Source organism: Terrimonas rubra (genome assembly GCF_042686025.1).
In the GTDB taxonomy this organism is placed as follows: domain Bacteria; phylum Bacteroidota; class Bacteroidia; order Chitinophagales; family Chitinophagaceae; genus Terrimonas; species Terrimonas rubra.
This window is the reverse complement of sequence record NZ_JBHUOZ010000003.1, coordinates 1642480-1667630: the sequence shown is the minus strand read 5'-3', so window position 1 is coordinate 1667630 and position 25151 is coordinate 1642480. Positions and strand designations below refer to the sequence as shown.

Below are 25151 nucleotides of genomic sequence, written 5' to 3'. Positions count from 1 at the left end.
CGAAAGTCAGGAAGACGGAAAGTCGGGAAGTTGGGAAGACCGAAAGTCAGAAAGTTTGCACCTTCATTGTTATTCATAACTCATAATTCAACATTCATAATTCATAACTCATCATTCATAACTAGGCTTCATTAATCTTTTAACTCGCTGCTGGTAAAGGCAAAGGGCAATAACTGTTTTGCCGTTTCAATAATATATACCTGCCCGCTTTGGCCCGAGAGTATAATACGGATGGGTTGCTGCATACGACCTTCGTATTCCAGCAAAGCCTGCCGGCACATACCACAGGGTGATATGGGGTGTGCGGCATCGCGGTGTTCGGAGGAGAAAGAGATAGCCAAGGTCTCAATAGGCGTATCGGGGTGTAACATGGCCGCAATACCCAGTAAAACCCGCTCGGCACAGATAGTAACGGGATAAGCGGCATTCTCCTGGTTGGTGCCGGTAATTAGCTCGCCATTGGCCAGTAAGGCGGCAGCACCCACATGAAACTGTGAGTAAGGGGCATAGGCCTGTTCCGTTACCCGGCGGGCCTGGTTTAACAGGTTTTGATCCTGTGGTGTTAATTCCTCACTATTCGTATATAACTCGTATGTAAAGGCGATCTGTTTTTTTTCCATACTGTAAACAAAGGTTTAAAAGACAAAAATGCCCCTGTGAAAGGGGCAGTTAAAGGTAACTTATTTTATGATGTTAAACAACCGTTTCCATCGTGGTCCGTTTTCCCAGCTGAACCAGATCATCCAGGCCTTGCCTACGATCCGGTCTTCGGGTACAAAGCCCCAGTAACGGCTGTCCTGCGATTTATGGCGGTTATCCCCCATCATCCAGTAATAATCCATTTTAAAGGTATAAGTAGTGGCTTCCTGCCCGTTAATAAACACTTTACCTCCTCTTTCTTCCAGTTTATTATGCTCATAAAAGCCAATAGCACGGCGATATAAAGCCATGTTTTTAGGCGTTAACTGTACTGTGCCTCCTTTTTTAGGTATCCATATCTGCTCAAAATTATCCCTGGAGTTTTTAAAGTAGGTGGTGTCCTGTGGAAAAGTGGCGTAAATGCCGTCAGGGTCAATTTCCTTTTTAATGGAAGCCGCATTTACCAGGGGGAGTTTTTTCAATATCTCCAGCTCCGTTAGGGTCAGGTTGATCTTATACTCAGTGCTGTTACCCTGTGGTCCCATAAAATCGTTCATCCCGTCGTTCTGGTTTAAGCGGATACCGGCATCTGTTAAATAATCGGTGCCGATAGCCACATTATTTACTGAACTGAAAGTATAGTAAGTGGCCGATGTGGGAGAAACAAAAGCCGGTTCATTGTTGACATATAAAATACCGTTCACAATTTTTATGCTGTCACCCGCAATGCCCACACAACGTTTAATATAATTATCCGTTTTATCCACCGGGTGTACGGCAATCGGGTAATCGGGGTTGGAGAGTATCTGCTGACGTGTCTGATCATTGAAAGTACCATCCAGGTTTCTGATGATATCATAATAAGGTTGTGCGGATTGAAAATCCGGCCGGTTGATCACCGTATCTCCCTCAGGATAGTTAAATACCACATTGTCATTACGCTTAACCGGTGAGGCAAACCAGCGACGGTAAGGTATTTCAATAGCCGTAGAGTATGATTTGTAACCGCTACTGCCCGGCATATAATTGTGCAGGAAAGGAACGGATAAGGGTGTATTGGGAATACGGGTACCGTAACTTAGTTTACTTACAAATAAAAAGTCTTTTACCAGTAAGGTTTTTTCCATTGAACTGGTAGGAATGGTATAGGCTTCAAAAATAAAAGTACGGATGAGGGTTGCCGCAACAATGGCAAAAATGGCAGCGTCCACCCATTCACGCCAGGCGGCTTTTTTATGTTTACGTACTGCTTCCGGCCCAATAAAACGGGCTATATAATCCTTGCCGTATTTTTTGCCGGTGTCTTTTGCAGCAGCATCTACTTTCTGGGCCAACCAGGGAAAATAAAACGGCGCAAATAAGGAGGCACAGATATGTTCTAAAAACGAAAAACGGTTAAATACTTTGGCAAACTCAATAAAGATACCAGGTGTAATAAACCAGCCTACTACCGGGATAAATTGCCAGAACACCCAGTGCTTCGGACGGCCCGCTATCTCCTGCATTACCCAGGTATTATAAAAGGGAACATAAGCCTTCCAGGCTTCCTGCCCTGCTTTGGGAAATAATTTTGATAAACCGTATGATGGTAAAAAAACTAAAAGAATGCTGATCAAATAAACTATCAATATATCCTGTACTGGCATGAACCTGTTTTTTTAGCCAACAAATGTATCGTTTTAAACTGGAAAATGATGCTAAAATGGGTGAACGGGGCTTTTTACCGGGCGATTTAACAAGGAAATAGTTGCTTAAAACTTATTTTAATTTTATTTCCTGCCAATAATGCCGATTAGGAAACAGCTTTTAATGAAGATATAATATACTTCCTGTTGGGGAAACTGTTTATCTGAAATAGTTAAACACCGTTTTTTTCCCGCAGATAAGAATGATTGGTCCGCAGATTTTCGCAGATGAACGTTTTGCTTGTTTACAAAACAACTGTGATCTAGTACTTTAAAAAACTGTTTATATACTGTAGTTAAGTGCCGGTTTTTTCCCGCAGATAATGGTGATAGGTCCGCAGATTTTCGCAGATGAAACCTCCTTGTAATTCCTAATTCTCAATTCATCATTCATAACTCATCATTCTTCATTCCCTTTGTACACAATTCCCAATCCCGGTCCGTTGCCGTAGATCACTTTACCCATATCATATGCTATCCCCGTGGCAATATCTTTTGCCAGTAACAAAGGCCCATCCATGTCCACATGATCAATATAAGGTATCAGGTGTGCAATAGCGGCCGAACCTACCGTAGATTCGTTCATACTGCCCACCATCACGGAAAGGTTTAATTCACGTGCTTTTTTAATCATGCGTAAGGCAGGCGTTATACCGCTGCATTTGGTCAGTTTGATATTAATGCCATGAAAATGACCGGCGCATTTTTCCACATCCTGCTCAAACACACAGGCTTCATCGGCATATAAAGGAAGGGACGATCTTTCAAACAATACTTTCATACCCTCCCAGTTATCTTTGGCCAGGGGCTGTTCAATGAGTTCTACGCCTAATTCTTTTAACTGTGGTATAAGTGCCAGGGCTGTATCCAGGTCCCAGCCGGCATTGGCATCCACCCTTAACACGGCGTCGGTATTTTCCCTTAAAGCTTTTACGATAGCTATATCATTGGCGGTGCCTACCTTTATTTTATAAATGGGCCAGGGTTTTTCTTTCATTTTGGCCACCATCTTTTCTACAGTATCTATACCAATAGTATAATCACAGATAGGTGGCTGAGCCACAGGCGTTAACTCGTTAGCAAATAAAGTATCCAGGCGTTTGCCTTTTAATTTACCAAACATGTCCCAGGCGGCCATATCCAGCGCACAAACCAAAAAAGGGTTTTTCGGTAATAAGTGATGCAGGTAATGCCAGTAACGCGAAGGCTCGGTAAACGCAAACTTTTCTACGAACATTTTTTTCAGCTCCAGGTCGGCCATCATTTTTTCTACAGTAATATCATAGTAAGTAATGGCCGGGGCCTCACCATAGCCCGTGAGGCCAAATTGCTCTAAGGATACTACCAGGGACGGTTGATGCGTTTTAGTTCCTTTGGAAATAGTGAACGGATGCTGAAACGGCAGATTATGCGGATACCAGTTAACTTTCATACTTATAATTTACAATAAGGCTGCAAAGATAAATTTACCACCGTAAACTGCCCGTAATTATTATAAGCCGGTGATCTCCTGTGGCGACAGTATTTTATTAAATACCTGTAGTTTTTGTATACTGCCTTTAAATGCGTTTGTTTTAGCACCTATATATTGCAGGGGGAAAAACAGGGTCTGTACCTTTGCGTTCTTTTTGTCGATATTAGGAAAGGTTTTTACAGCGCCTTCCAGTTTCTCCACCAGTTGCCCGTTCACATATAAAGAAGTACCCTTGTGGTTACCGGTAATAACAATTTTTGTCCATACACCCGGCTGCACCGTATAATTAAAATAATAATCATACCCCTCTCTTGAAAAACCCAGCTTGCCGGTTTGCTGTTGCATTAGTTTTACCACGGCATCATCCGATGAAAATATAGTCGTACCGGCTTTATTACCCGCATCAGCTTTTATGGTAAAAGATACAGTATAATCATACCCTATACCTGTAAAGGGGGTTTGTATATAACTGGTGCCACCGGTCAGGTTTAAACCGTTCTTATTAATAGTGGCCTTGTTCTTTACCAGTTTATTTACCGTTTGTTGTGTACTGGCTTTGGTAAAATCATAATCCAACAATAAAGCGTCTTTTAACCTGTAGCGTCCCATTACATTTAGCAATGGTCCCTCACCTATCCTGTCAGCCTGCTGATGAAACTGATCATATTTTAAAACGGTATCAGCGCCGGCCCACATTTTATGCGCCAGCACCTGCATGGCCGGGAAAGCCCGGTGGTGTACATCTTTGGCCGTAATGCCATTGCCAGGGTGGTCATTCCAAACAGCAAAGGCACCACCCTTTACCTGTGGGTGTTTTGGGTCAAATGTCTGGTTGCCGATCATGTTCGGTGTCCACTCCCTGTACAATTTTTTCAGGTTCAGATAATCGTAGTAATAACCGGCGGCAGGCACTATATACAGCCATCCATCCGGTGTGCTGATCAGGTCATAACCCTGTGCTATCATTTCTTTGGGATCAGCATAACCATTATACCAGGCATTCATGGTTACACCTTCCGATTTTACCGGTGTGCTACCCGCCGCATGGGTCAGTGCACCCCATAATCTTACTTTCTTCCCATAACTTTCTACCAGGCGGATATAATGATCTGTGAATTTCCTGAACTGCTCCGCTTCTTTCTTCGCGTATTCATCGGTGCCAATATGAACGGTCTCACCGCTGAAAACAGGATCAGGTCCCTGCAGGTATTCCTTAAAAACATTATCAATAACCTCGTAGGTTTTGGGGTTCTCCAGGTCCAGGTGGTCCATGCCATATTGTTTACTGCCTATTTCGGGAAATAACCTGGTAAAGGCCAGCGAATGGGCAGGCACATCTATTTCGGGGATAATATTCACACCATACAACCTCGCTTCTTCCTGTAATGCTTTAAACTCCTTTTTTGTATAACTGCCGTCTTTGGCTGTAAGTCCCGGGTAGGTACTGCTCTCTAAGCGGAAAGCGGCATAAGTACTGTCCCAGTTGTTACCAAAAAAATCTTTAAAGCCGTTATCGTTTAAATGAATATGAAAATCGTTCATCTTATAATAAGACATCAGCTTTACATAGTCCCTCAAAAATTGCAAAGGAAAAAATTTTCTCCCGGCATCCAGTACAAACCCTCTTACCGCGTATTGTGGTACATCTTTGATCCGGCCTTTGGGTATATGTGTATGGGTTATGTCCTGTTCCAATATCTGTAAAAGTGTACGGGTGCCCCATACAATACCTTTGGTGGTATTGGCTTTAATAGTAATGAACTCATCAATACTGATCGTATAGCCTTCTGCACCCAATGTGGTGTCATTGGTCAGTAATTGCATATAAATATCACCGGCTTTGGGGGTAAGGGGGCTAACCACCGGCTTAAACTGCGTAGTGGCCGCCAGGTCGCGTGCAAACAGGTTGGCCACAGGTAATAACTGTTTCTGTTGCGCCGTATTCGCTACCAGTCTTGTTTTATTACCCAGTACAAAACTACCCTGGCTTCCCTGCCATGACTGTAAGGCAGGGATCACAAATGGTTTTGGATTAACAGTAGCGGGTTGGGCAAATAAACAAACGGGTAAGGAAACAATACAACATAAAAAGAACAGGCGCAAAACAATCATGTCAGTTTTTTGCAGAAAACTACAATATATTCAGCAGCTGAAACGCTTTACTGGTCAGTATTTTGGCAAAATGCAGCAAAATTATTTATGCAAACGATTTACATGGCACTACTCATTTTCTTTCTGCAAAAAATACCGCTCATCTATATATCCTGGGGCTGTCTGCTGCAGTAACCCTGCTCAGCTTTTGTTCCCGCCTTCGGTAGTAGTGCAACAGCCTGTTCCGGCTTTCCCTTCGGGTCAGGGTGCAGTTTTACGTTGCAGCTACTACTGCCAGTCGGGCAGCCCTTCACCTGTTGATCCTTTTATGAACAATAAATAATACGCCACATAAGGAGCAGTTATTTTTTTTGATAAAATCCCCTGTCTTTAAAAACGCCTGCTTCACTATCTTTACAGCCTAAACGTTACTTTACCAAACGGCTTATAGAATGCCCCTTATACCACCCTGTTTAACAACTAAACTGAGATCTTCTTTATCTGCCGGCTATATGGTGCTGTTATTGGCTGTATTATTTATACAATACCGTGCAAACGCACAATACGATCCCTTGAAAAATCTTTCCGGTAAAGAGCGGGAACTGGCCATCAGGAAAATCTGTGATTCTATTTATTATGCGCCGGATACCATTACTGCTTACAAAATAGCTGACCGGTTTAAAAATTATGCTGAAAAAATAAACAACGACTCCCTGGCCCTGCATATCGCATTGTATAAAGTGTTTGTGTTTTCCAGGCGGTTTTATAAGAGCGCAGACAAAGACAGGGTAGAAAAAACATTCAATACTTTACTGGAAACAGCCATCAAAAAAAAGTTTATTACGGTTGAACTGGATATCCGTGATGTTATAGCTAATTTTTACTGGGACAGGCTGAAAAATTATGAGCTGGCTTTACAGGAATATAATACCCTGGGCAGGTTGATTGAAAGGGTCACCGAGAGCAGCTATCCCGATAAGAAAAAAATATACTTCCATATAGGCTATGCGTTCTTTTATTTTAAAGACTATGTCAAAGCTATTGACATGTTTAAAAAAGCTATTGCTACCAAGCCATGGTATGATTTTCAGGAATACGATTACCGCCATTCCCTTGAAAACCTGGGTACTACTTACCAGGAGTTGAACCGCCTTGATTCGGCAGATCATTATTTCCAGCTTTTACAGCAACATGTTACAGCCAATAACGATAGTGTCTGGATAGGTATCAATAATGGTAATATCGGTAAAAATGAGTATTTGCGGGGAAATTATGTGCAAGCTCTTCCATTGTTACAGTTTTGTGTGAACAGGGGTATGAAGGATAAAGATGCCGGTGTAGCAGCCGGTGCACAGATGGTATTGGCGGATATTTATTTTAAGCAGAACAATATACCGGCTGCTATTGCTGCTACCCTTAAAGCAAGGGAACTGGTGCTGGCCTCGGCACATTATGCGCATTTCCGGCATCTATACCCTTTATTGGCTAAAATGTATGGAACCCGGGGGCAACATACCCTTGCTGCTAATTACGTGGATTCGGGTTTTGTGGTGGTGGATAGTATTAACCGCATGTACAGTGGCATACTAATGGCCCGGGCTTTACAAAAAGATGCCATTGGTGAACAAAAAGCCCGTTTGGTTGAGGCCGAGAACAGTAAAAAGCTGATGAATATAAAAATGTATGCGGCCTTGAGTATTGCGCTCATCATTTTGTGTGTTACCGTATTCATTTATCGCAATAAAAGAAAACAGCACCGCCAGGAAAATGAATTAAAGGATAGTGCGATAAAAAAATCACAAACCGACCTGGAGCATGCCCGGGTTCAGTTAGCGGACTTTACCCGTAATATTGCCGAGAAAAATAAACTGATAGAACAAATGGAAATACAGTTTGGCAATACCAATAAACTGGCCGAGCTGGAAAAAAGTATTATCCTTACGGGTAGCGACTGGCGTCGTTTTAAAGAGCTTTTTGAACAGGTATATCCCGGTTACCTGCAAAGGCTTACCGAAAAAATACCTGGTATTTCTCCTGCCGAAACCCGGCTCCTCACACTGGCCAAACTCAACTTCTCCTATAAAGAAATTGCTTCTGCCCTCGGCATTACTCCACAGGCCATCAGGGTAAGCTGGCATCGTCTGCGTAAAAAAATCAATATCGACGATGAAACCACTACTATGGAAGAGCTGGCCAATATGGTATAACTATTCATTCTTGCAGGCTACTCCCTTGCCAGGTATAATATTAATTGAAAATATATCATGGTCCGTTTAGCGGACACACTCTTGCTGCATCTCTCTTTGCTGATAAAAATCATGACAAAATGCCATCTATCATGGTTCCCCTTCTTTGTCGTGTTTTTAATATTATATTAAAAATTATTTCGTTATTTGTTGTGAATGAGTTTATTGTATGGTGTAACGATTTGTAACGCTGTTTGTAACCAGATGTAACCTCTTTTTTTTGGAATTGCCTGCCCCCGTAAGCTACATTCGTTCATAGTAAAATGGCAGTACAAGTATTGCTGTTCCAATCCCTTTAAAAGCTATTTAAACTGAACCAAATGAACCTGCTAAACCCTGTTGCCGCTTTTGCCGGTGACCAACTGTCTCCTGTTGTCTTAACCGCTTCATTAACTATAAGCAGGCACTCTCCGGGTACTTAACAAGTTTGCGTTTACATTTTATTGCAACATAAAAACATTCCGGTTTACGGAAGACCTCATGGTATTTATACGTGTTTAAGCCATTACCCTTTTTCCTCATCCTTATAATTGAATTATGAAACCTAGTGCTACAATCTTCATTCTTTTTTTTCGTCAGTTGTTTCTCCTAAAAATTAAAAAAAATATCCTGGTGTTTATTTTCCTTACCGGTACAGGTATGGGTGTATATGCGCAGGATGAATTGCGCAGTGCAAGGATAGAAGGAGGAGGAATGGATGAATACGGCGCTTATGTCGACATTTATTTGCCCGTATCTAATGTACAGGGTATTGACAGGTGGGTAAACACCGGTCATTTATTTGCCAATAATAATTTCAGCGGCGATTACTGGTCGGTTAGTGCAGAGAACAGAACGATCAGTTTCAGCCTTCGCGGAACCATGTTTGTCGGAATGCGCTTAAGAGCCTATAATACCGGTGGTTGGTCCGCCTTCTTTACCGATCAGAGTGAACATCATGTTAGTGATGATGGCGATGTGGCAGAAGCAGTGGTGCGTTTATACCTTTCCCAGGCTCAACTGGATCAGGGTTTAAGTTTTAAAGTAACAGGTAATATAGATGGTAACAGCGGAGCAGGTGTGGGTTATAAAGGAGGATTTGATTATGAATTGGGAAGCCGCACTATTGCCCACCCTGTTTTAGATGCCACACTGACTGCCGATGTATCTGCTACGGCCGGTAATATGAGTGTGGCTTACCGGTATACCGGCATGATAGGAGGTGATTTTGGAGGCGATTATACTATTACGCACTGGCTGGATAATAATACGGGCGCAACCGTCACTGATAATACCAATAACAATGCCAGCGGAAGCATTAATACAAACAGGACCAATACGGTTAGGAATGTAACATTCCGTACCAGGTTTGCCGGTAAGGGCGGCCTGGTGGTATACACTAAAAACCAATCCGTAGAAATGCCGGCCTATCAATGGCCCGCAACACTCACCCCTGTTTATGATGATTCCTCGGGTATTATGACCGTCAGCTGGACCATTAATGCTTTGGCATCATCTGCCAACTATATAAAAGGTGATGAATTTGAGGTGCAGCGGTCATTAAATGCCAATTTCCCTACCAATACTACCAAAACCTATACTGTGGCATTTGATGGTGCCACCACAAACTATTCCATTGAAGATGATCTGAAAAGTGAAAATGTACAGGGTACGGTATATTATCGTTTACGCCGAACCAAAACAAGAGGCAACTGGGAATGGAATACAAAAGTTGAAGCCAGCAAAGCGGTTAATATGAAATTATTAACGGCACTGAAAACAGTGCCGATTGCCCTGGATACAGCCAATGCCCGTATCATTGTGAAATGGGGCGTATCCAATGGTGTATGGCCGGCCGGCACTAAGTTTACCATTAAACGCAAAGAAGAGAATAACAGCACTAATTATACTGAAATTGTGCTAACGGATATTGATCTGCGTAAAGGAGAATATATTGATGAAAACCTGAGTACCTGTGTAGATTACAGTTATAGTTTACTGGTGCAGCCCGGCAGTACTACTTATGCTACACCGGCTGCAGTAAATGTGGACGGGAAACGTAAACTCATTGAAATAGGTACGATCGAGAGCTTATTGGGTAGTAAAGGCTATTTCTCCGATCGTGTAGAACTGCAATGGATATCGGAGGGAGGCTTTACACAATATGTGGTATTGCGCTCCACCACCGGTAATATTGCGAATGCTGTACAGATAGGTACAGTACAGGCGCTGTCCACTGCCAGGGGCCTGATACAATATGAGGATACAAGAGCACTGGCAGGCACTTATTATACTTATTTTGTCAGGGGCGTAAATAGCTGTGGCGGCAGCAACGGCCAGACAGCGGCCCTTTCAGTCGTAGGCTTTAAATCCCCTACCGGCAATATTTACGGCCGCATTACTTACGAAAATGGCCAGGCTGTGGAAGGAGTAGGCGTTCGCCTGCAAAACAACAGCAGCACCTTAAGCGGGAAAAGTATTATGCTCACAGGCAATGCCGACAGCTATTTAAAACTGGATTCCCTGTATACACCGTTCTCCGATACAGCTTTCACCGTTGAAACCTGGATCAAACCCGGTGATGCGGCCCCGGCCGACCAGGTATTGTTTAGCCGTAATAACCAATATGAACTGGGCTTTGCTGCAAACGGGCAATTATATTTTTCAGCTTATGGTAATACCGTAAGTGCGGCATATATTAATACCGGCAATAATTATAAACATGTAGCCGGCAGTTATAACAGCGATTCACTCTTCCTGTATATCAATGGCGAAAAAGTAGCTGCGGTAAAAACCGGTTCACTCTCCCCTGCTACCCCTGCCAATATTGTTTATATTGGTAAACAGTCGGCCGGTAAAAACTATAAAGGCAATATTGATGAACTCCGTTTATGGAACCGGGTGGTGCCTGTAGCCGAACTACAGCAAAATCATACCCGTATGCTGGTGGGTAACGAACCCGGCATGGTGGCTTACTGGCGTTTTGATGAAACCATCAATAACCAGTTTTTCGACCTTTCCATGCAGGATGGTGAGTATAATCGTAACGATGGTAACATGAATGCAGCCCAGGTTACCCGCAGTACTACCATCCCTACAGCCGATCAGCTGGCATTAAAAGGTATTACCGATCAATCCGGTAACTATATGGTATCGGGTATTCCTTATACCGATAATGGTATTACCTATACTATCATCCCTACCCTGGGTACACACCAGTTCGATCCTACATCGGTAAACAGGTTAATGTCTGCCAACTCCAATGAATTCACAGTTGATTTTAAAGATAAATCCTCCTTCCCTGTATCCGGTACTATTTATTATACCAACAGTACTATACCGGTTAAGGGCGTACAATTCCAGATCAATGGTCAATATGCACACCAGTCCAACGGGCAGATCATTGAAAGCGATGAGTTTGGTAAATTCACTATCAATGTGCCGGTGGGTACACAGGAGGTAAAAGCCGTTAAGCTGAATCATAGTTTCGAAAACGGTGGTAAAATAACCGATCGTTTTGGCGCAAACTTAAATTACCAGGGTCCTGTCAGCGAAAGAATATTATACGATAAAACTACGGTAAGATTTATAGGCCGTGTAGCAGGCGGCAGCGTACAGGAAGGTTTTGCACTGGGCCATTCTTTATCTAAAAATAATTTAGGTGAAAAGCTGTCGGTAACCATGGAGCTGGTGGGTGCACAAAACCGTAAGATCAATGCGTCAGAAACGAATACGGACAGCCTTGCCATAACCAACCATTTACTGCCTACCAACCAGCAGGCTACACAACGCAAGACCAATACACATTTTAAAACCTACTCCATAGATATTATTCCCGACCCGGTTACCGGCGAATTTGTAACCGACCTGATCCCGGAGAACTATAATATTATGTCTGTTAAAGCCACAGGTCATAATGACCTGATGGGTAATAACCCCGTGAATATTAATTTAAGTGATCGCTTTAACCTGGAAAAAGAATTATACACATATAAAGATTCTGTTACGGTTAACGGTGTAACAATACCCCGGGAATATACCGATACGGTATTTTATAACGGCAAGTATAAGTTTACTTACAGGTATAACCCTACTATTGCGGTTAACCAGCTGGATAAAAGAAATGACCCGGCGGCATACTTTGGCGATACCACTATCAAAACAACCTTCTTTAATGGAACAGTTAATAATATCAACATAGTTAACCCGGTAAACAATGCCTATCTTTTCGGGTATCCCGTGTTTACGCAAAATGTTAACTATAAATTTAAAATACAGGCCTTTGAACAATATGGTTTTTATAAAGAAAATGACCTGCAGAATCCCGTTGCTATTGATAAAGTAGCGACTACTGACGGATCTGTTTCGGTAGCCAATGACCTGAGAGATGGAGATACAGCTCCTGATACGCTGAGTCTGAATAGTGAAGGTATCGGGATATATAGTTTTGCTGCCGGTACCCCTGAAATGGGCGATGGTGTTGGCCGCAAAGGATTTTCATTAAGTATTAAATTTGGTGCACAGGTGTTACAATGGAATAATGGTAATAAACAATACGCGTATATACTGGGTGGGCGGAAAACCGGAAGCGATTTTGTAACGGCTGGCCCCAACGAAATCATAGCTGTATTACGTGACCCGGGCGGTAGTAACAGTGCTTCCTTTTTTGAAGCAGGTACAACCATCACTTCAACCAAGGAGTATAACGGCGGGCTGGTACAGGCGGGGAATATTGATATCATTAGTTCATTAGGTAGTACCAGCAGTAGTCTGATAGGTGTTGGGGTGGCAATAGGTACTACTATTGATGTAGTGAATGATAATGGCGGCCGGATCAGTCATCAGACAAGCTATACCGGCAGTAATGCAAAAACAGAGGTAGTAAGATTGCTTACCCGTTATGAAACCAGCAGCGATCCTTTATACGTAGGCGCCGCCGGTGACCTCTTCATTGGTAATTCCAACAACATCAGTTATGGTAACACTATTAATCTGATAGTGGTAAAAAACAATGAAATCAAAGAAGGGGCAGATATTGTTTATTTTGATGGACGGACAGAAAATACCGAGTACTCGATTGTACAGAGAACCGGGGTTGACTTCAGCCAAAAATTTGCTACTACGTTCGCTTACCCGCAAAAACATATCGAAACAATTTTATTGCCTAATTTAACCAGGGGCCGTAACGAAATATTATTGCCGGTTACTACAAATGCCACCGATGCGCAAATGAAGGCCGATAATGAAAAAAGATTGGTATATGTATCCAAATTACCGGCTACCGATCCCAACTACGGTGCGTCCAATGGTGATACTGATGTTTTTGGCCCTGATGAAATCAATAAAACATGGGATAATGGTTCCAGTTACAAAATATATTACCCGTCAGATGCCAACCTGGTCATTTCCTATACCGATACTATCCGTACCATTAATCAATATATTAAGGGCTGGAAAAAGGAGTTAGCCAACAACGAACAAACAAAAATTGAAGCAAAGGACAGGGACCTGGTAAAAAACTTTTCTTTTACAGGGGGAAGCAGTATCAGCTCTTCACACGAATACAATACTTCTACTACTAAAGTCAATAGTTTTGAATTTGTAGTGGGTGGTAGCTTCTTAAAGGAAACAGGTATATTGATCAACGGAACCGGTATTGTGGTACGTGTTGATGAAAGTGTATCTACTAACCAGGGCGGTACCTTTACAACTGATAATACTAATACCAAAACTTTCGGCTTTACCTTAGCCGAAGAAGGCCTGGATTATTTAAGTATCGATGTATTAAAAGCTCCCGACAGCAGTTTTGTATTTAAAACCAAGGGCGGTGTAACCCAGTGCCCTTACGAAGGTGCCACCGTTTCACAATATTATCAGCCAGGTACCATTATCAGCCAGCCTACTATCCAGGCACAGGTACCCAATATTACGGTTGAGCAGGCGGTGGTAAACAATGTGCCTTCTTCCCGTAAGGCTTCTTATGTTATTCATATGTCCAATAATACGGACAATGCCAACTCGCGCGGCGCCAGCTTCCTGATACACCTGGGTGATGATACCAATCCTGATGGCGCTAAAGTATATATGGATGGTACCGAACTGGGAACCGGACGCGAGATCTATGTACCTTATGGCAGCACCATCACCAAAACCCTTACATTGGAAAAAGGACCCAATGTAATGAGCCACGAAAACCTGCAGGTGATCCTGGAATCGCCCTGTCAATGGCAGATCGCTGACAGCGTATCTATCTCTGCTCATTTCATTCCTTCCTGTTCCGATATTAATATCAAATCACCGGTGGATAAATGGATCGTGAATACCAATACCCCGGTGGATAATAATGATAATCCTTACCTGGCAGTAACGATTGACCAGTTTGATCAGAACACCAGCCTGTTCGATCATATTGCCCTGCAATATAAACCGGCTTCTACTGCCACCTGGATCACCAATATGAATTTCTATAGCGACCAGGCAAAATTTGATGCGGCACAGGGTGAAAAAATGATGATCACCCAGAACGGTAAGATTGATTACAATTTTGCCATGAATACCCTGGCATTTGCCGATCAGAGCTACGAGATAAGGGCGGTGAGTTATTGTATGAACAATGCACAGATCATTGCCACTACCGAATCAAACCTGATCACCGGTATAAAAGATACCTATAGTCCAAGATTATTTGGTAACCCGCAACCGGCCAATAGTATACTGGGTATTGATGATGATATCCGTATCAACTTTAATGAACCTATTGCCGATGGTTTATTATCCTACAGCGACTTCCAGGTAACCGGCGTTCGTAACGGTACCCTGGGCGATCATAATGTAGCGGTACAACTGGATGGCCAGAACGATTACCTGGTAACCGAATTCAATAAAAACCTGGCAGCAAAAAGCCTGACCATTGAGTTATGGGCCTTACCAACTGCCGCCGCTAACGGTACTTTATTCAGCCATGGTAATACGGCCAAAGCACTGGAGCTGGCTTTAACTTCCGATAATAAACTGGAAGTGACTGTCGGTACACAAACTATTGTGAGTCCTAATCCCGTTAACTATCGCCAGGGCGAATGGTCACATATTGCCGTGGCATTAAATGCCGAAACAAAAAAACTATCTGCCTACTATAACTTCCAGGAGGTAATAGCCGGTGTGGAAGTGAATGCATACGAAGAGACCGGTTTAATACAAATAGGCAAAAGTATGCGTAAGCCAAGTGGTAACTACTTTAACGGTAAGCTGCATGGTGTATGTATCTGGTCGGGTGTTATATCAAGTATCAACCTGCAACAGAATAGTCTGAAACGTTTATCCGGATCAGAAAGCGGACTGCTCACCTACTACCCTATGAACGAAGGAAAAGGCACGGTAGTAATGGATAAGGCCCGCGGCATTAATGCAAAATTAGAAGGTAGCTGGAGCATGCCTGCAGGCAGGGCCATCAGTCTAAACGGTAATGCTTATGTTAAAGCCAATACCTCCTTTGCACCTGTTCTGAAGGATATGGATTATACCATGGAACTCTGGTTCAAAGGTGAGCCCGGTCAGTCCAATGCCACACTGTTATCAAGCGGTAAAGGAAACGGCAGCGACCTGGGTGGATCCGAAGACCTGTTCACACTGGGCTTTGAGGCGGGTAAACTGGTGTTCAACAACAATAGCATCAGCATACCGGTAGAAGGTAACTACCTGGATAATAACTGGCACCACCTGGCACTGGCGGTAAACCGTAATGCCGGCAACGGACAAGTGATTATTGACGGCGTGTTAAAAAGAACCTTTGATCCGCAGGGACTGGGTGGTATTGCTTCCGCACAAGTGCTGATGGGCGCCAGGGGCTGGTACTCCGATCCTGTAACATTGGAAGTGGATCAGCATTTTAAAGGATATATTGATGAAGTAAGGTTATGGAATACTTACCTGAGTATGCCCATACTGGAACAAAACAACAATACCGCTTTACACGGTAATGAATTTGGTCTTCTTGCCTACTATCCTTTTGAAAAGTATTTCACTTTCCAGAATAACCAGGAGCTTGGCTTTACCCTTAACGACCGTAAAATACAGGAAGTAGCCACGGTAGTAGTGCCTGATGCAGTATTATCCAATGCAGCGGAAGCAACCGAAACAGCCCCGGTTAAACGTTTGGGTGCGGTAGAGAATTTACAATTTGATTATGTGGCCAATAACGATGCCATCATTTTAAATATGCTGGAACCCCGGCAGGCTATTGATAAAACCATTGTCACTTTTAAAGCCAAGAACATCCGTGATAAAAATGGTAATACCATTAAATCACCGGTTACCTGGTCAGCCTATATTGATAAAAATCCATTAAGGTGGAGTGATGATGTATTGAACCTGTCTAAAAAAATATATGATAACCTGGCGTTTGAAGTGGTGATCAGTAACCAGAGCGGCCTGATGCAGAATTACAGGCTGCAAAACCTGCCATCCTGGTTAACGGTTAGTCCTGCCTCGGGTACTATCGGCCCCAAAGGCAACCAGAAACTTGTATTCACTGTAAACAAAGGCCTGAATGTAGGCGCTTACGATGAAACGGTTTACTTATTAAACGATAACCAGGAATCGGCTCCTTTGGCCATTAACCTGAAAGTAAATGGTGTTAAGCCGGCATGGGTGGTTAACCCGGCGGATTATAAATACAATATGACCGTTTACGGAAAAATAAAAACCAGGGGCGCTTTCTCCAGCAATCCGGAAGATATGCTGGCGGCCTTTGTGAATGGTAAATGTATCGGTGTTACCAACAGCACGTATATTGCCAGTAACGATAACTGGTACAGCCTGTTAACCATGTACAGCAATGAGGTGCGTAAACAAAATGTAGAGTTCAGGATATGGGAAGCCGCTACGGGTAAAACCTACCTGGCTACACCATCGGTTCCGGTAAGCTTTATCAACGATACCATCTATGGTACGGTACGTAACCCCATTATATTTGAGGGTAACGAAACCATCTTCCAGAATGTGGCATTAAACAAAGGCTGGAACTGGATCTCCTTTGGCTTGAAAAGCCCTGCCTTAAACAGTGTTAACAGCACATTGGCCAGTGGTAACTGGGCAGCAGGCGATATTGTGAAGAATGAAGAGATCGGCTTTGACAGTTATTCTGCCACTGAAGGTTGGGTTGGCCTGTTGAGACAGTTCAACAACACATCACTCTTCATGTTAAAAACGGCTAACGAACAAACCCTGAGTGTGCCGGGTATTGTGGATACGGAAAAAATACATATACCGGTTAAAGGCGGCAGGTGGAACTATATCAGTTATATACCGCAAACCAATATCAACATCAAGGAAGCGCTGGCCGATTATCCTGCAACTGATGATGATGTGATCAAATCACAGACCGGTTTTGCCATGTACGATTCCCGTAATGGCTGGGTGGGCACCCTCACTTACCTGGAACCAGGTAAAGGATATATGTTATACCGTAAAGCTGCCAATGATGTAAGCTTTGTATACCCTACTATCACAGGTATTCTCACAGGTTATAACAGGATTAGATTAAACAGTCTGGAAGCGCCGGTAGATAATAACTACCAATACGCGGAAAATATGACCATGGTAGCCGTTCCGGATGAACAGACCCAATTACTCCCCGGTGATAAAATACTGGCTTATGCCGGTACGGAATTGAGAGGCCAGGCTGGTTCTGTGAACAACCCGGTAACCGGCAAACCTACCCTGTTCATTAATATTGCTGGCAGTACAACACAACAGTTACACTTTGCACTGGAACGCAATGGCCAGGTAATTGCCACAGCCCAGGATCCGGTTATTTACAATGCCAATGGTTATGCGGGTACTATTGTTAATCCTTATGTACTCCGTTTCAGCAGTATTGCGGTAACGGCAGAAGATAAAATTTATCCTACACCATTTACCAACCAGGTGACCGTGCAGGTAAATATGGCCAATGAAACTACAGCGGCGGGTAATACCTTGCAAACGCTGGTACATGATGCAGCCGGAAATCTTGTCTATCGTGGCAACAAACTAACTGCAGTTGGCAATTCATACAACCTGCAGTGGAACGGAAAAGACAATAACGGCTTACCTGCCAAATCCGGTGTGTACATCATTACCGTGTATGTAAACGAAAAAGCAAGGGTGTATAAAACAACCAAACTGTAATCACGCTTAAACAGTAAACATGAAAAAACTATCTATCATAAGCCTGCTGATCATTACTTTATTAACCGGCATGGCCTGCAAAAAGGATAAAAAAGGAACCAGTTTCGGCACACCCGATTGGGTACTGGTAAAAAAGGAGTTATATCCTTACAGCATGACCGCTGTTATTAAAATTGATGAGGCAATTAATAAGACCATCAATATCACCGATCAGCTGGGCGTGTTTGTCGGCACCGAATGCCGGGGTAAAGGGGCGCAGGTAACCAACAATGGTACTACCCTCTTCTATGTTCAGATACATGGCAGTGCTTCTGAACAAAGTAACCTCAGCTTCCGTTACTACAATGCTAAAAACGGGTATATGTATGAATCAACCCAGCAGGTCAGCTTTACCGTTGATGATAATATCGGGAGTGTGGACAACCCCTGGGTAATACCGTTAAAGCAGATGAACTGAGTTGAGCAATAGCGTTAACCTCGCAAAAAGGCTGCACCAGGTGTGCAGCCTTTTTTTATTGTGCCGGATGGTAGCCTGTAATTAACGTTGTACAATAAATTTACTGCTTAGCTGCTCCTTACCTTTTTCGTCCTGTATCTGTATAATGTAAGTGCCGGGAGTAAACCGGTTATCAATCGGCAAATTAAAGTTGTTTGTGCCTGCGATAAACTCCTTTATTCCGGAGAGAACCAGTTTGCCTTCTATCGATAGTATATGATATTGATATTTGCCTGCTGATTCAATGTTCAACTGTATGGTAAGGGATTTATTAACTTCGACAGGATTGGGATAAATATTTACTTTGTTTGGAGAGGGTACTCTTCCGTCGAGCGAGGTGGCCAATGATTGAACAGGAAAGGGTTTTATATCCTCCGTAAGACTTTTTGAATTAATCATCACTACACCACTGCTTGTGCGGCCGCACCTGATAGTGAGAGGTGTAGTAAGCACTATTTCCTCCAAAGTATTATTGGCAACAAGCGACACCTGTAAACTTTTGTTTTGATTTATCCGCGAAACAAAAAAAGTTTGGGGCGTATAACCTACGGCCGATACAATATATTGACTGCCCTCCAGCAAATGCACATCTTTCAGGGAGAAATTGCCGAGGCTGTCGGCCGTCACACCGGCTTTTGTTTTTTTGTTAATAATACTGGCATAAGGAATGCCGTTATCCGTTTCATCGGTAACCTGTCCTTTTACGGAGGTTACCTGTACCGGGCTTAGCTTTTTTTCCCGGAGAACACTCCCTGCTACAAGTATAACTTCGGTCTCATTTTTTTTATATTCCGGCACTACTTTACCCTGTGCCATTAACTTACCCGAAGCAATAAATGCCGGCAAAGTGATCTGGAAAAAATACCTAGCCCAGGGAATACGTTTAACCGGTACCGGCATGGGATTATTTAGCTGGTCTTCGTAAAAACGTCCGCAAACATTACCTGAGGTTTTCTTCCTGAAAAAGGCGACCAGTTCGGCCTGTCCCATATTGGTAAAATCAACCACATCTTTCTGGCAGGCAGCACAAAAGCGTCCTTTCTCCGTTGGGGTCATGTCGTTCCAGTTCTCATGGCAGGGCTCCGGAACGCTTAATTCAATTGTTTTGGCCATAAAGCAGCAATTTTGGGTTTGTGTTAATGTTAACACAGGAAGGATGCCGCCGATTTAGGGATTACATAAAAACTTGCCTTTTATTTTTTTACCGGTGCCGGGGCTACCAGGCCCATGATGATTTCGCGGGGCGATTGGTCGTCCGGTTTAAGACAAACAGGAATGGAGGCAACGGCATTGTTTTTTGCTTTGATGCTTATTTTTTTACTGAAGGGGAGATAACCCCATTGACTGATCTCGATCACCGATTTATTATTTGAGCCGCCATATATAATGGTGTATTCGCCTTTTTCATTTGTAATGGCGGAGTAATCAGTATTTTTAATCGTTACCAATACCTGTGGAATACCCATGCCATCAGCACCGGTTACTTTGCCGGTAATTGTCCTGGTTTTGGGTGGTGTGGTCATGATTGACACAGTGATATCTGGTGTTGGCGCGGTAACCATATCTATTTCACCTACCAGTACCTTGCCTTGCAATTCGTTATTACAGGATAATAAAAGTGCAGGCAAACCAATGCCCAGCACATAAGGCAATATTTTCTTTTTGGGAGTTGGAACCGGTAAAGGCTTATTGATCTGTTGGGTATGCATACGCCCACATACAGCGGTATTTTTATGTTTGATAAAAAAGGCTGCCAGTTCGGTGTCGGATAAACCGGTGAAGTCGATCACCTGCTTCTGGCAGGCGCCACAGAATTTTCCTTTCTCAGTCGGGGTCATATTTGCCCAGTTCTCGTGGCAGGGCTCCGGGATACTCAGTTTGATATTATTACTCATACAACATCTTTTAAGTTGAACTAAATCGTCTCTCTTAAACGATGCCGTAAAAAATAGTTTTACATAAGGACGGGGATATTTTTATTTGTTCTCCTTGTCAACCCGGGCGGTTTTTTTATCATTTTTTGTTTTGGGCTTAATGATCTTTTTACTGGCATGGCCATGAGGGAATCCTTTAAAATCCTCGTCAATCTTTTTATCCGGATTCTTTGCTACTTCCTCTTCATTTTTAATGGGTGCTGTTTTTTTACGCATAACAAATCGTTTATACTTATCAACCTAATTATTATGCCAAAAACCACATTTTACCGCCTGCATCGTGATAAATGGGCTCACTCCCCTATTTGTACGTATTTTTGCCGCTATGAGTAATATAAAGGACAATTTTGACCATATACTGGCATTGTTAAATATTAATGCGCTTAACGAGATGCAACTGGCTTCCATAGAAGCTAATGAAAAAGAAAAGGACATTGTATTGCTATCGGCAACTGGTTCCGGCAAAACCCTGGCTTTTTTACTTCCCCTGTTATCGCGCTTTCAACCTGATAATAAAAAAACACAGGCCATCATTATCGTACCTGCCCGGGAACTGGCCATGCAGATCGAAAAAGTATTTAAAAGCCTGGGCAGCGGTTTTAAAGTTACCTGCTGTTACGGAGGCCATTTACGGGAAACGGAAGAGAATAATTTAATAGAACCTCCTGCATTGTTAATTGGTACTCCCGGCCGCCTGGCCGATCATATACGCAGGGGCAATATCACCACCGACAGCATAGAAACACTCATATTGGATGAATTTGATAAATCGCTGGAAGCAGGTTTTGAAGAAGAAATGGCCTTTATTATCGGTTCTTTACCTAATATAAAAAAGCGTATGCTTACATCGGCCACACAGGCCGTGGAGGTACCTGCTTTTGTAGGGTTAAAGGACCGGCAGGTATTGAATTTTTTAACCGATGAAGAAGCCTCACCGGAAAAACTGGCCTTTAAAGTGGTGAACAGTGCTGATAAGGACAAACTGGAGAGTTTGTTCAGACTGGTGTGTTATTTAGGCAACCGGTCAACTGTTGTATTTTGTAACCACCGCGAATCGGTTGAACGGGTAAGTGCTTACCTGACGGAACAAAGCATTACCAATGTATTCTACCATGGCTCTATGGAACAGCAGGAACGTGACAGCGCCTTATGTAAATTCAGGAACGGTACTTCCAATATACTGGTAACAACCGACCTGGCCGCAAGAGGACTGGATGTACCAAATATCCGTTATATCGTTCACTACCATATCCCCAATACTGAGGATAGTTTTATTCACCGTAACGGCCGTACGGCCCGTATGGATGCCAGTGGTACGGTGATACTGATCATTGGCCCGGAGGAGAAAACACCGGCCTATGTGCCGGAAGCGGAACCCATTGAACTACCCCAGGAAACTATTTTACCTGAAAAACCTAAATGGTCTACCATATTTGTAGCAGCCGGTAAAAAGGATAAAGTGAATAAAGTGGATATCGTTGGTTTTTTAAGTAATAAAGCCCACCTTAAAAAAGAAGATATCGGTTTAATTGAAGTAAAAGATTTTTTCAGTTTTGTGGCCGTTAAAAAGATAAAGATGAATGAGACTTTGCGGTTAATTAAAAATGAAAAAATAAAAAATAAAAAAGTGAAGATCGATATTGCGAAGTAAGCAAGCTTACAATTGTCATTTTTAAAGCCATGGTTCGTGTCTCACGAACCATGGCTTTTATATGTCATATGGTAGTAACCGTCACCTCGACAAAGGAGAGGTCTTTTCCATCAGGTAATAATTCTTTATATGCAGGAGATGCCTCCTGCGTCGGCATGACGCGACCCATTGTTGATCCGTTAGATACAAACTATCATTTATCCCGGAGGGATAACATATTTATAGCACATGCAATTTAAAAATGCAATACCGACCCCAGCGGGGTCGCATGTTTTATGTGTGTAAAGATTTGGTTCGTGAGACATGAACCATGGCGTCACCTATACGAAAGAGAGGTCTTCATCATCAGGTAACATTTTTTTATGTGTAGGAGATGCCTCCTGCGCTGGCATGACGTTCCCGTTGGTTGATTAATAGAAACTTGGTTCGTGAGACACGAACCAGGGCATGGGGATGACGTCGTTCACGGGTTGGCCCGGTTCATGAGACAGGAACGGTAGCTTGTATGTTGCCCAAAGAACCAAAAGCTGAAAGGAGCGTCGCAAGGGACGATGATAGCAGTTACTGCAGCTGGTCTGACAAAAAATAACCTACAACCGCAATAAACCCATCTTATGCATATTGCTCACCGGTTTATTATCCCAGAACAATTCAAAATCTTCCAGGCCGGCCGCATAGTAGCTGTCTTTTATTTCCTGCAGGGTCAATATTTTGGTGTTGTTCACCGATAATTGCGGTAACAGGTTGATGAACCACTCCCCCTGTGCCCTGGGCAATTGTACCTGGTGGGTTTGTTTCCGGGTGGCGATATGCAGGGTGGCCATTTCGCGGGTATTGCCTTTTTTAGATTGGGTAAAGTATTCTGTTTTGGTCTGTTTGCCTAACCAGATCACTTTTGCATTGGGTTTAAAGGATAACATATCGTGATCGTTCAGGGCTTTGGCAATAAAATCAGGGGCCACCGTGGTTTTGGGTGTTTTAAAATCAAACCATTTATGTAAAGGATCGTTCAACCCGATACCGTGCATGAAGTTAAGCAAGGATTTTTTTAAACCAAAGCTGAACATATCGTGATCGGCACCGGTAGGGTCGGTATGTACAATATCATTATTGGCAAATGTGCCTACCGCATCGGTTACTTTTTTTACACTGAATTGTTCGGGGTATAATCCCACAGGACTATGCGCCGTCATGGCAAACTGGTGCCAGTAAGCGGATTGCAGCACGCCTTCTTTGAACATCTGGCGTACCATCTCCAGTGAGTCGATGGTTTCCTGTTCGGTTTGTGTGGGAAAGCCATACATGAGGTAAGCATGTACCATGATGCCGGCATCGGTAAAGTGTTTATTTACTTTGGCCACCTGTGCTACGGTAATGCCTTTTTGTATTAGTTCCAGTAAACGGTCCGATGCTACTTCCAATCCACCGGATACCGCAATACAGCCCGAAGCTTTGAGTAAGAGACAAAGATCGCGGGTAAAACTTTTTTCAAAGCGGATATTGGTCCACCAGGAAACGGTGAGTTTACGTTTAATGATCTCGATAGCCAGGGCCCGCATCAGGGCCGGTGGTGCCGCTTCATCTACAAAGTGAAAACCATTTTGCCCGGTTTGCTGCATGATCTCCTCCATGCGGTCGCATAATAAGGAGGCGGCAATGGGTTCATATACTTTGATATAATCCAGCGAGATATCACAGAAAGTACATTTACCCCAGTAACAACCGTGGGCCATGGTTAGTTTATTCCAGCGTCCATCACTCCACAGGCGGTGCATGGGGTTCACTACTTCAATAGCCGAGATATATTTATCCAGTAAGAGGTCGCTGTAATCAGGGGTACCTACCTGCCCCTGTTTATAATCGCTGCAGGATGGGTTGTTGAAATAAGTAACGGTGCCGTCTACCAATGTAAAGGTCCGTTTTAATTCATGTAATGCTTTATTGCCCTGTATATAAGCGATCAGGTTTTCAAAAGGCGCTTCGCCATCATCCAGGGTTATAAAATCGAGGAATTCAAAAACGCGGGCATCGCTTAATGAACGTAATTCGGTATTGGCAAAGCCGCCACCCATCACTACTCTGGATTGCGGGAAATGGTCTTTTATGTATTTGCCGCAACGCAAGGCCGCATATAAGTTGCCGGGAAATGGCACAGAAATAGCCACCAGTGCAGGTTGCAGCCTGTTCATTTTTTCGGTCAACAGCCCGGTTAGTATATTATCAATAAACGTAGGCTCGTTTTGCAGGGTCTGGTACAGCTCATCAAAACTATTGGCGGAGCGGGCCAGTCTTTCGGCATAACGGCTGAAACCAAAATGATCATCCACGCATTCTTTGATCAGGTCCGACAGGTCTTCCAGGTACATGGTGGCCAGGTGTTTGGCCATATCCTGTGTGCCCATGCTGCCGAATGCCCAGTTAAGGTCATCCAGTTGCTGAAAACGGGAGGCTTCGGGTAAAAAATCACGTTTACAGATCAGGTGCGCCAGGGTTGGATTTTTGCCCTGTAAAAACAATATTACATCGTCAATAGTGGCAATATAGTCATCCTGTAAAGCAATGATCCGGGCTGCATTATCCGAGGGTGTGCCGTTTTGCTGCTGAATATGCGCAAAAACCTCCGTTAAACCTTTTTTGGAGAATAAGGCCAGGGTTACTTCTATACCCAGGTCGGCCTGGAATGAGGGAATGTTCTTCGTGTTTAAAAAACCTTTTAAATAAGCCGTTGCCGGGTACGGGGTATTTAATTGCGTGAAGGGAGGCGTAAATAAAAAAACGGTTGCGCTCAA

Annotated in this window: 12 protein-coding genes; 4 read left to right on the top strand and 8 right to left on the bottom strand. The window is 43.3% G+C overall.

Translation table 11 applies throughout. The features are described from left to right. Window positions 1–131: 131 nt before the first annotated feature. The 4 genes from cdd to ACFS6H_RS16145 all read right to left on the bottom strand — a co-directional run bounded on the left by cdd (window position 132) and on the right by ACFS6H_RS16145 (window position 5910). Complete coding sequence (cdd, locus tag ACFS6H_RS16160) at window positions 132–620, bottom strand: cytidine deaminase (RefSeq protein WP_386101216.1); 489 nt, start codon at window positions 618–620, stop codon at window positions 132–134. Window positions 621–680: 60 nt separating this feature from the next. After that, window positions 681–2285 carry a signal peptidase I gene (gene lepB / locus ACFS6H_RS16155; RefSeq protein ID WP_386101213.1) on the bottom strand — a complete coding sequence of 535 codons (1605 nt, stop codon included), beginning with the start codon at window positions 2283–2285 and terminating at the stop codon, window positions 681–683. Between the two features lie 439 nt (window positions 2286–2724). After that, window positions 2725–3756 carry a dipeptide epimerase gene (locus ACFS6H_RS16150; RefSeq protein WP_386101210.1) on the bottom strand — a complete coding sequence of 344 codons (1032 nt, stop codon included), beginning with the start codon at window positions 3754–3756 and terminating at the stop codon, window positions 2725–2727. 60 nt (window positions 3757–3816) lie between these two features. Continuing rightward, complete coding sequence (locus ACFS6H_RS16145; RefSeq protein ID WP_386101207.1) at window positions 3817–5910, bottom strand: family 20 glycosylhydrolase; 2094 nt, start codon at window positions 5908–5910, stop codon at window positions 3817–3819. Window positions 5911–6401: 491 nt separating this feature from the next. On the opposite strand from ACFS6H_RS16145, the gene ACFS6H_RS16140 reads away from it, so the two are divergent. From ACFS6H_RS16140 to ACFS6H_RS16130, 3 genes are all read left to right on the top strand, one after another. Further along, window positions 6402–8096 carry a tetratricopeptide repeat protein gene (locus ACFS6H_RS16140; protein WP_386101204.1) on the top strand — a complete coding sequence of 565 codons (1695 nt, stop codon included), beginning with the start codon at window positions 6402–6404 and terminating at the stop codon, window positions 8094–8096. A gap of 576 nt (window positions 8097–8672) precedes the next feature. After that, complete coding sequence (locus ACFS6H_RS16135) at window positions 8673–18281, top strand: LamG-like jellyroll fold domain-containing protein (protein ID WP_386101201.1); 9609 nt, start codon at window positions 8673–8675, stop codon at window positions 18279–18281. Between the two features lie 19 nt (window positions 18282–18300). Then, window positions 18301–18738: a hypothetical protein gene (locus ACFS6H_RS16130; RefSeq protein ID WP_386101198.1), complete on the top strand. Its 438-nt coding sequence runs from the start codon at window positions 18301–18303 to the stop codon at window positions 18736–18738. A gap of 81 nt (window positions 18739–18819) precedes the next feature. Here ACFS6H_RS16130 and ACFS6H_RS16125 read toward each other — a convergent pair whose 3' ends face one another. The 3 genes from ACFS6H_RS16125 to ACFS6H_RS16115 all read right to left on the bottom strand — a co-directional run bounded on the left by ACFS6H_RS16125 (window position 18820) and on the right by ACFS6H_RS16115 (window position 20927). After that, window positions 18820–19890, bottom strand: coding sequence for a carboxypeptidase-like regulatory domain-containing protein (locus tag ACFS6H_RS16125; RefSeq protein WP_386101195.1), 1071 nt, complete (start codon window positions 19888–19890; stop codon window positions 18820–18822). 80 nt (window positions 19891–19970) lie between these two features. After that, window positions 19971–20672 carry a carboxypeptidase-like regulatory domain-containing protein gene (locus tag ACFS6H_RS16120; RefSeq protein WP_386101192.1) on the bottom strand — a complete coding sequence of 234 codons (702 nt, stop codon included), beginning with the start codon at window positions 20670–20672 and terminating at the stop codon, window positions 19971–19973. A gap of 81 nt (window positions 20673–20753) precedes the next feature. After that, entirely contained in the window at window positions 20754–20927 is a 174-nt protein-coding gene (locus tag ACFS6H_RS16115) for a hypothetical protein (protein WP_386101189.1), read from the bottom strand. A 109-nt stretch (window positions 20928–21036) separates the two neighbouring features. Here ACFS6H_RS16115 and ACFS6H_RS16110 point away from each other — a divergent pair, with 109 nt between their 5' ends. Continuing rightward, window positions 21037–22362: a DEAD/DEAH box helicase gene (locus ACFS6H_RS16110; protein ID WP_386101186.1), complete on the top strand. Its 1326-nt coding sequence runs from the start codon at window positions 21037–21039 to the stop codon at window positions 22360–22362. A gap of 590 nt (window positions 22363–22952) precedes the next feature. Here ACFS6H_RS16110 and ACFS6H_RS16105 read toward each other — a convergent pair. Beyond that, a complete protein-coding gene (locus tag ACFS6H_RS16105; RefSeq protein WP_386101183.1) occupies window positions 22953–25151 on the bottom strand; it encodes a B12-binding domain-containing radical SAM protein in 2199 nt (732 codons plus the stop codon).

Coding starts and splice junctions, on each gene's coding strand:
- ACFS6H_RS16145 (WP_386101207.1), bottom strand. CDS start 5,910: ATGATTGTTTTGCGCCTGTTCTTTTTATGTTGTATTGTTTCCTTACCC.
- ACFS6H_RS16130 (WP_386101198.1), top strand. CDS start 18,301: ATGAAAAAACTATCTATCATAAGCCTGCTGATCATTACTTTATTAACC.
- ACFS6H_RS16120 (WP_386101192.1), bottom strand. CDS start 20,672: ATGAGTAATAATATCAAACTGAGTATCCCGGAGCCCTGCCACGAGAAC.
- lepB (WP_386101213.1), bottom strand. CDS start 2,285: ATGCCAGTACAGGATATATTGATAGTTTATTTGATCAGCATTCTTTTA.
- ACFS6H_RS16150 (WP_386101210.1), bottom strand. CDS start 3,756: ATGAAAGTTAACTGGTATCCGCATAATCTGCCGTTTCAGCATCCGTTC.
- ACFS6H_RS16125 (WP_386101195.1), bottom strand. CDS start 19,890: ATGGCCAAAACAATTGAATTAAGCGTTCCGGAGCCCTGCCATGAGAAC.
- ACFS6H_RS16115 (WP_386101189.1), bottom strand. CDS start 20,927: ATGCGTAAAAAAACAGCACCCATTAAAAATGAAGAGGAAGTAGCAAAG.
- ACFS6H_RS16110 (WP_386101186.1), top strand. CDS start 21,037: ATGAGTAATATAAAGGACAATTTTGACCATATACTGGCATTGTTAAAT.
- cdd (WP_386101216.1), bottom strand. CDS start 620: ATGGAAAAAAAACAGATCGCCTTTACATACGAGTTATATACGAATAGT.
- ACFS6H_RS16135 (WP_386101201.1), top strand. CDS start 8,673: ATGAAACCTAGTGCTACAATCTTCATTCTTTTTTTTCGTCAGTTGTTT.
- ACFS6H_RS16140 (WP_386101204.1), top strand. CDS start 6,402: ATGGTGCTGTTATTGGCTGTATTATTTATACAATACCGTGCAAACGCA.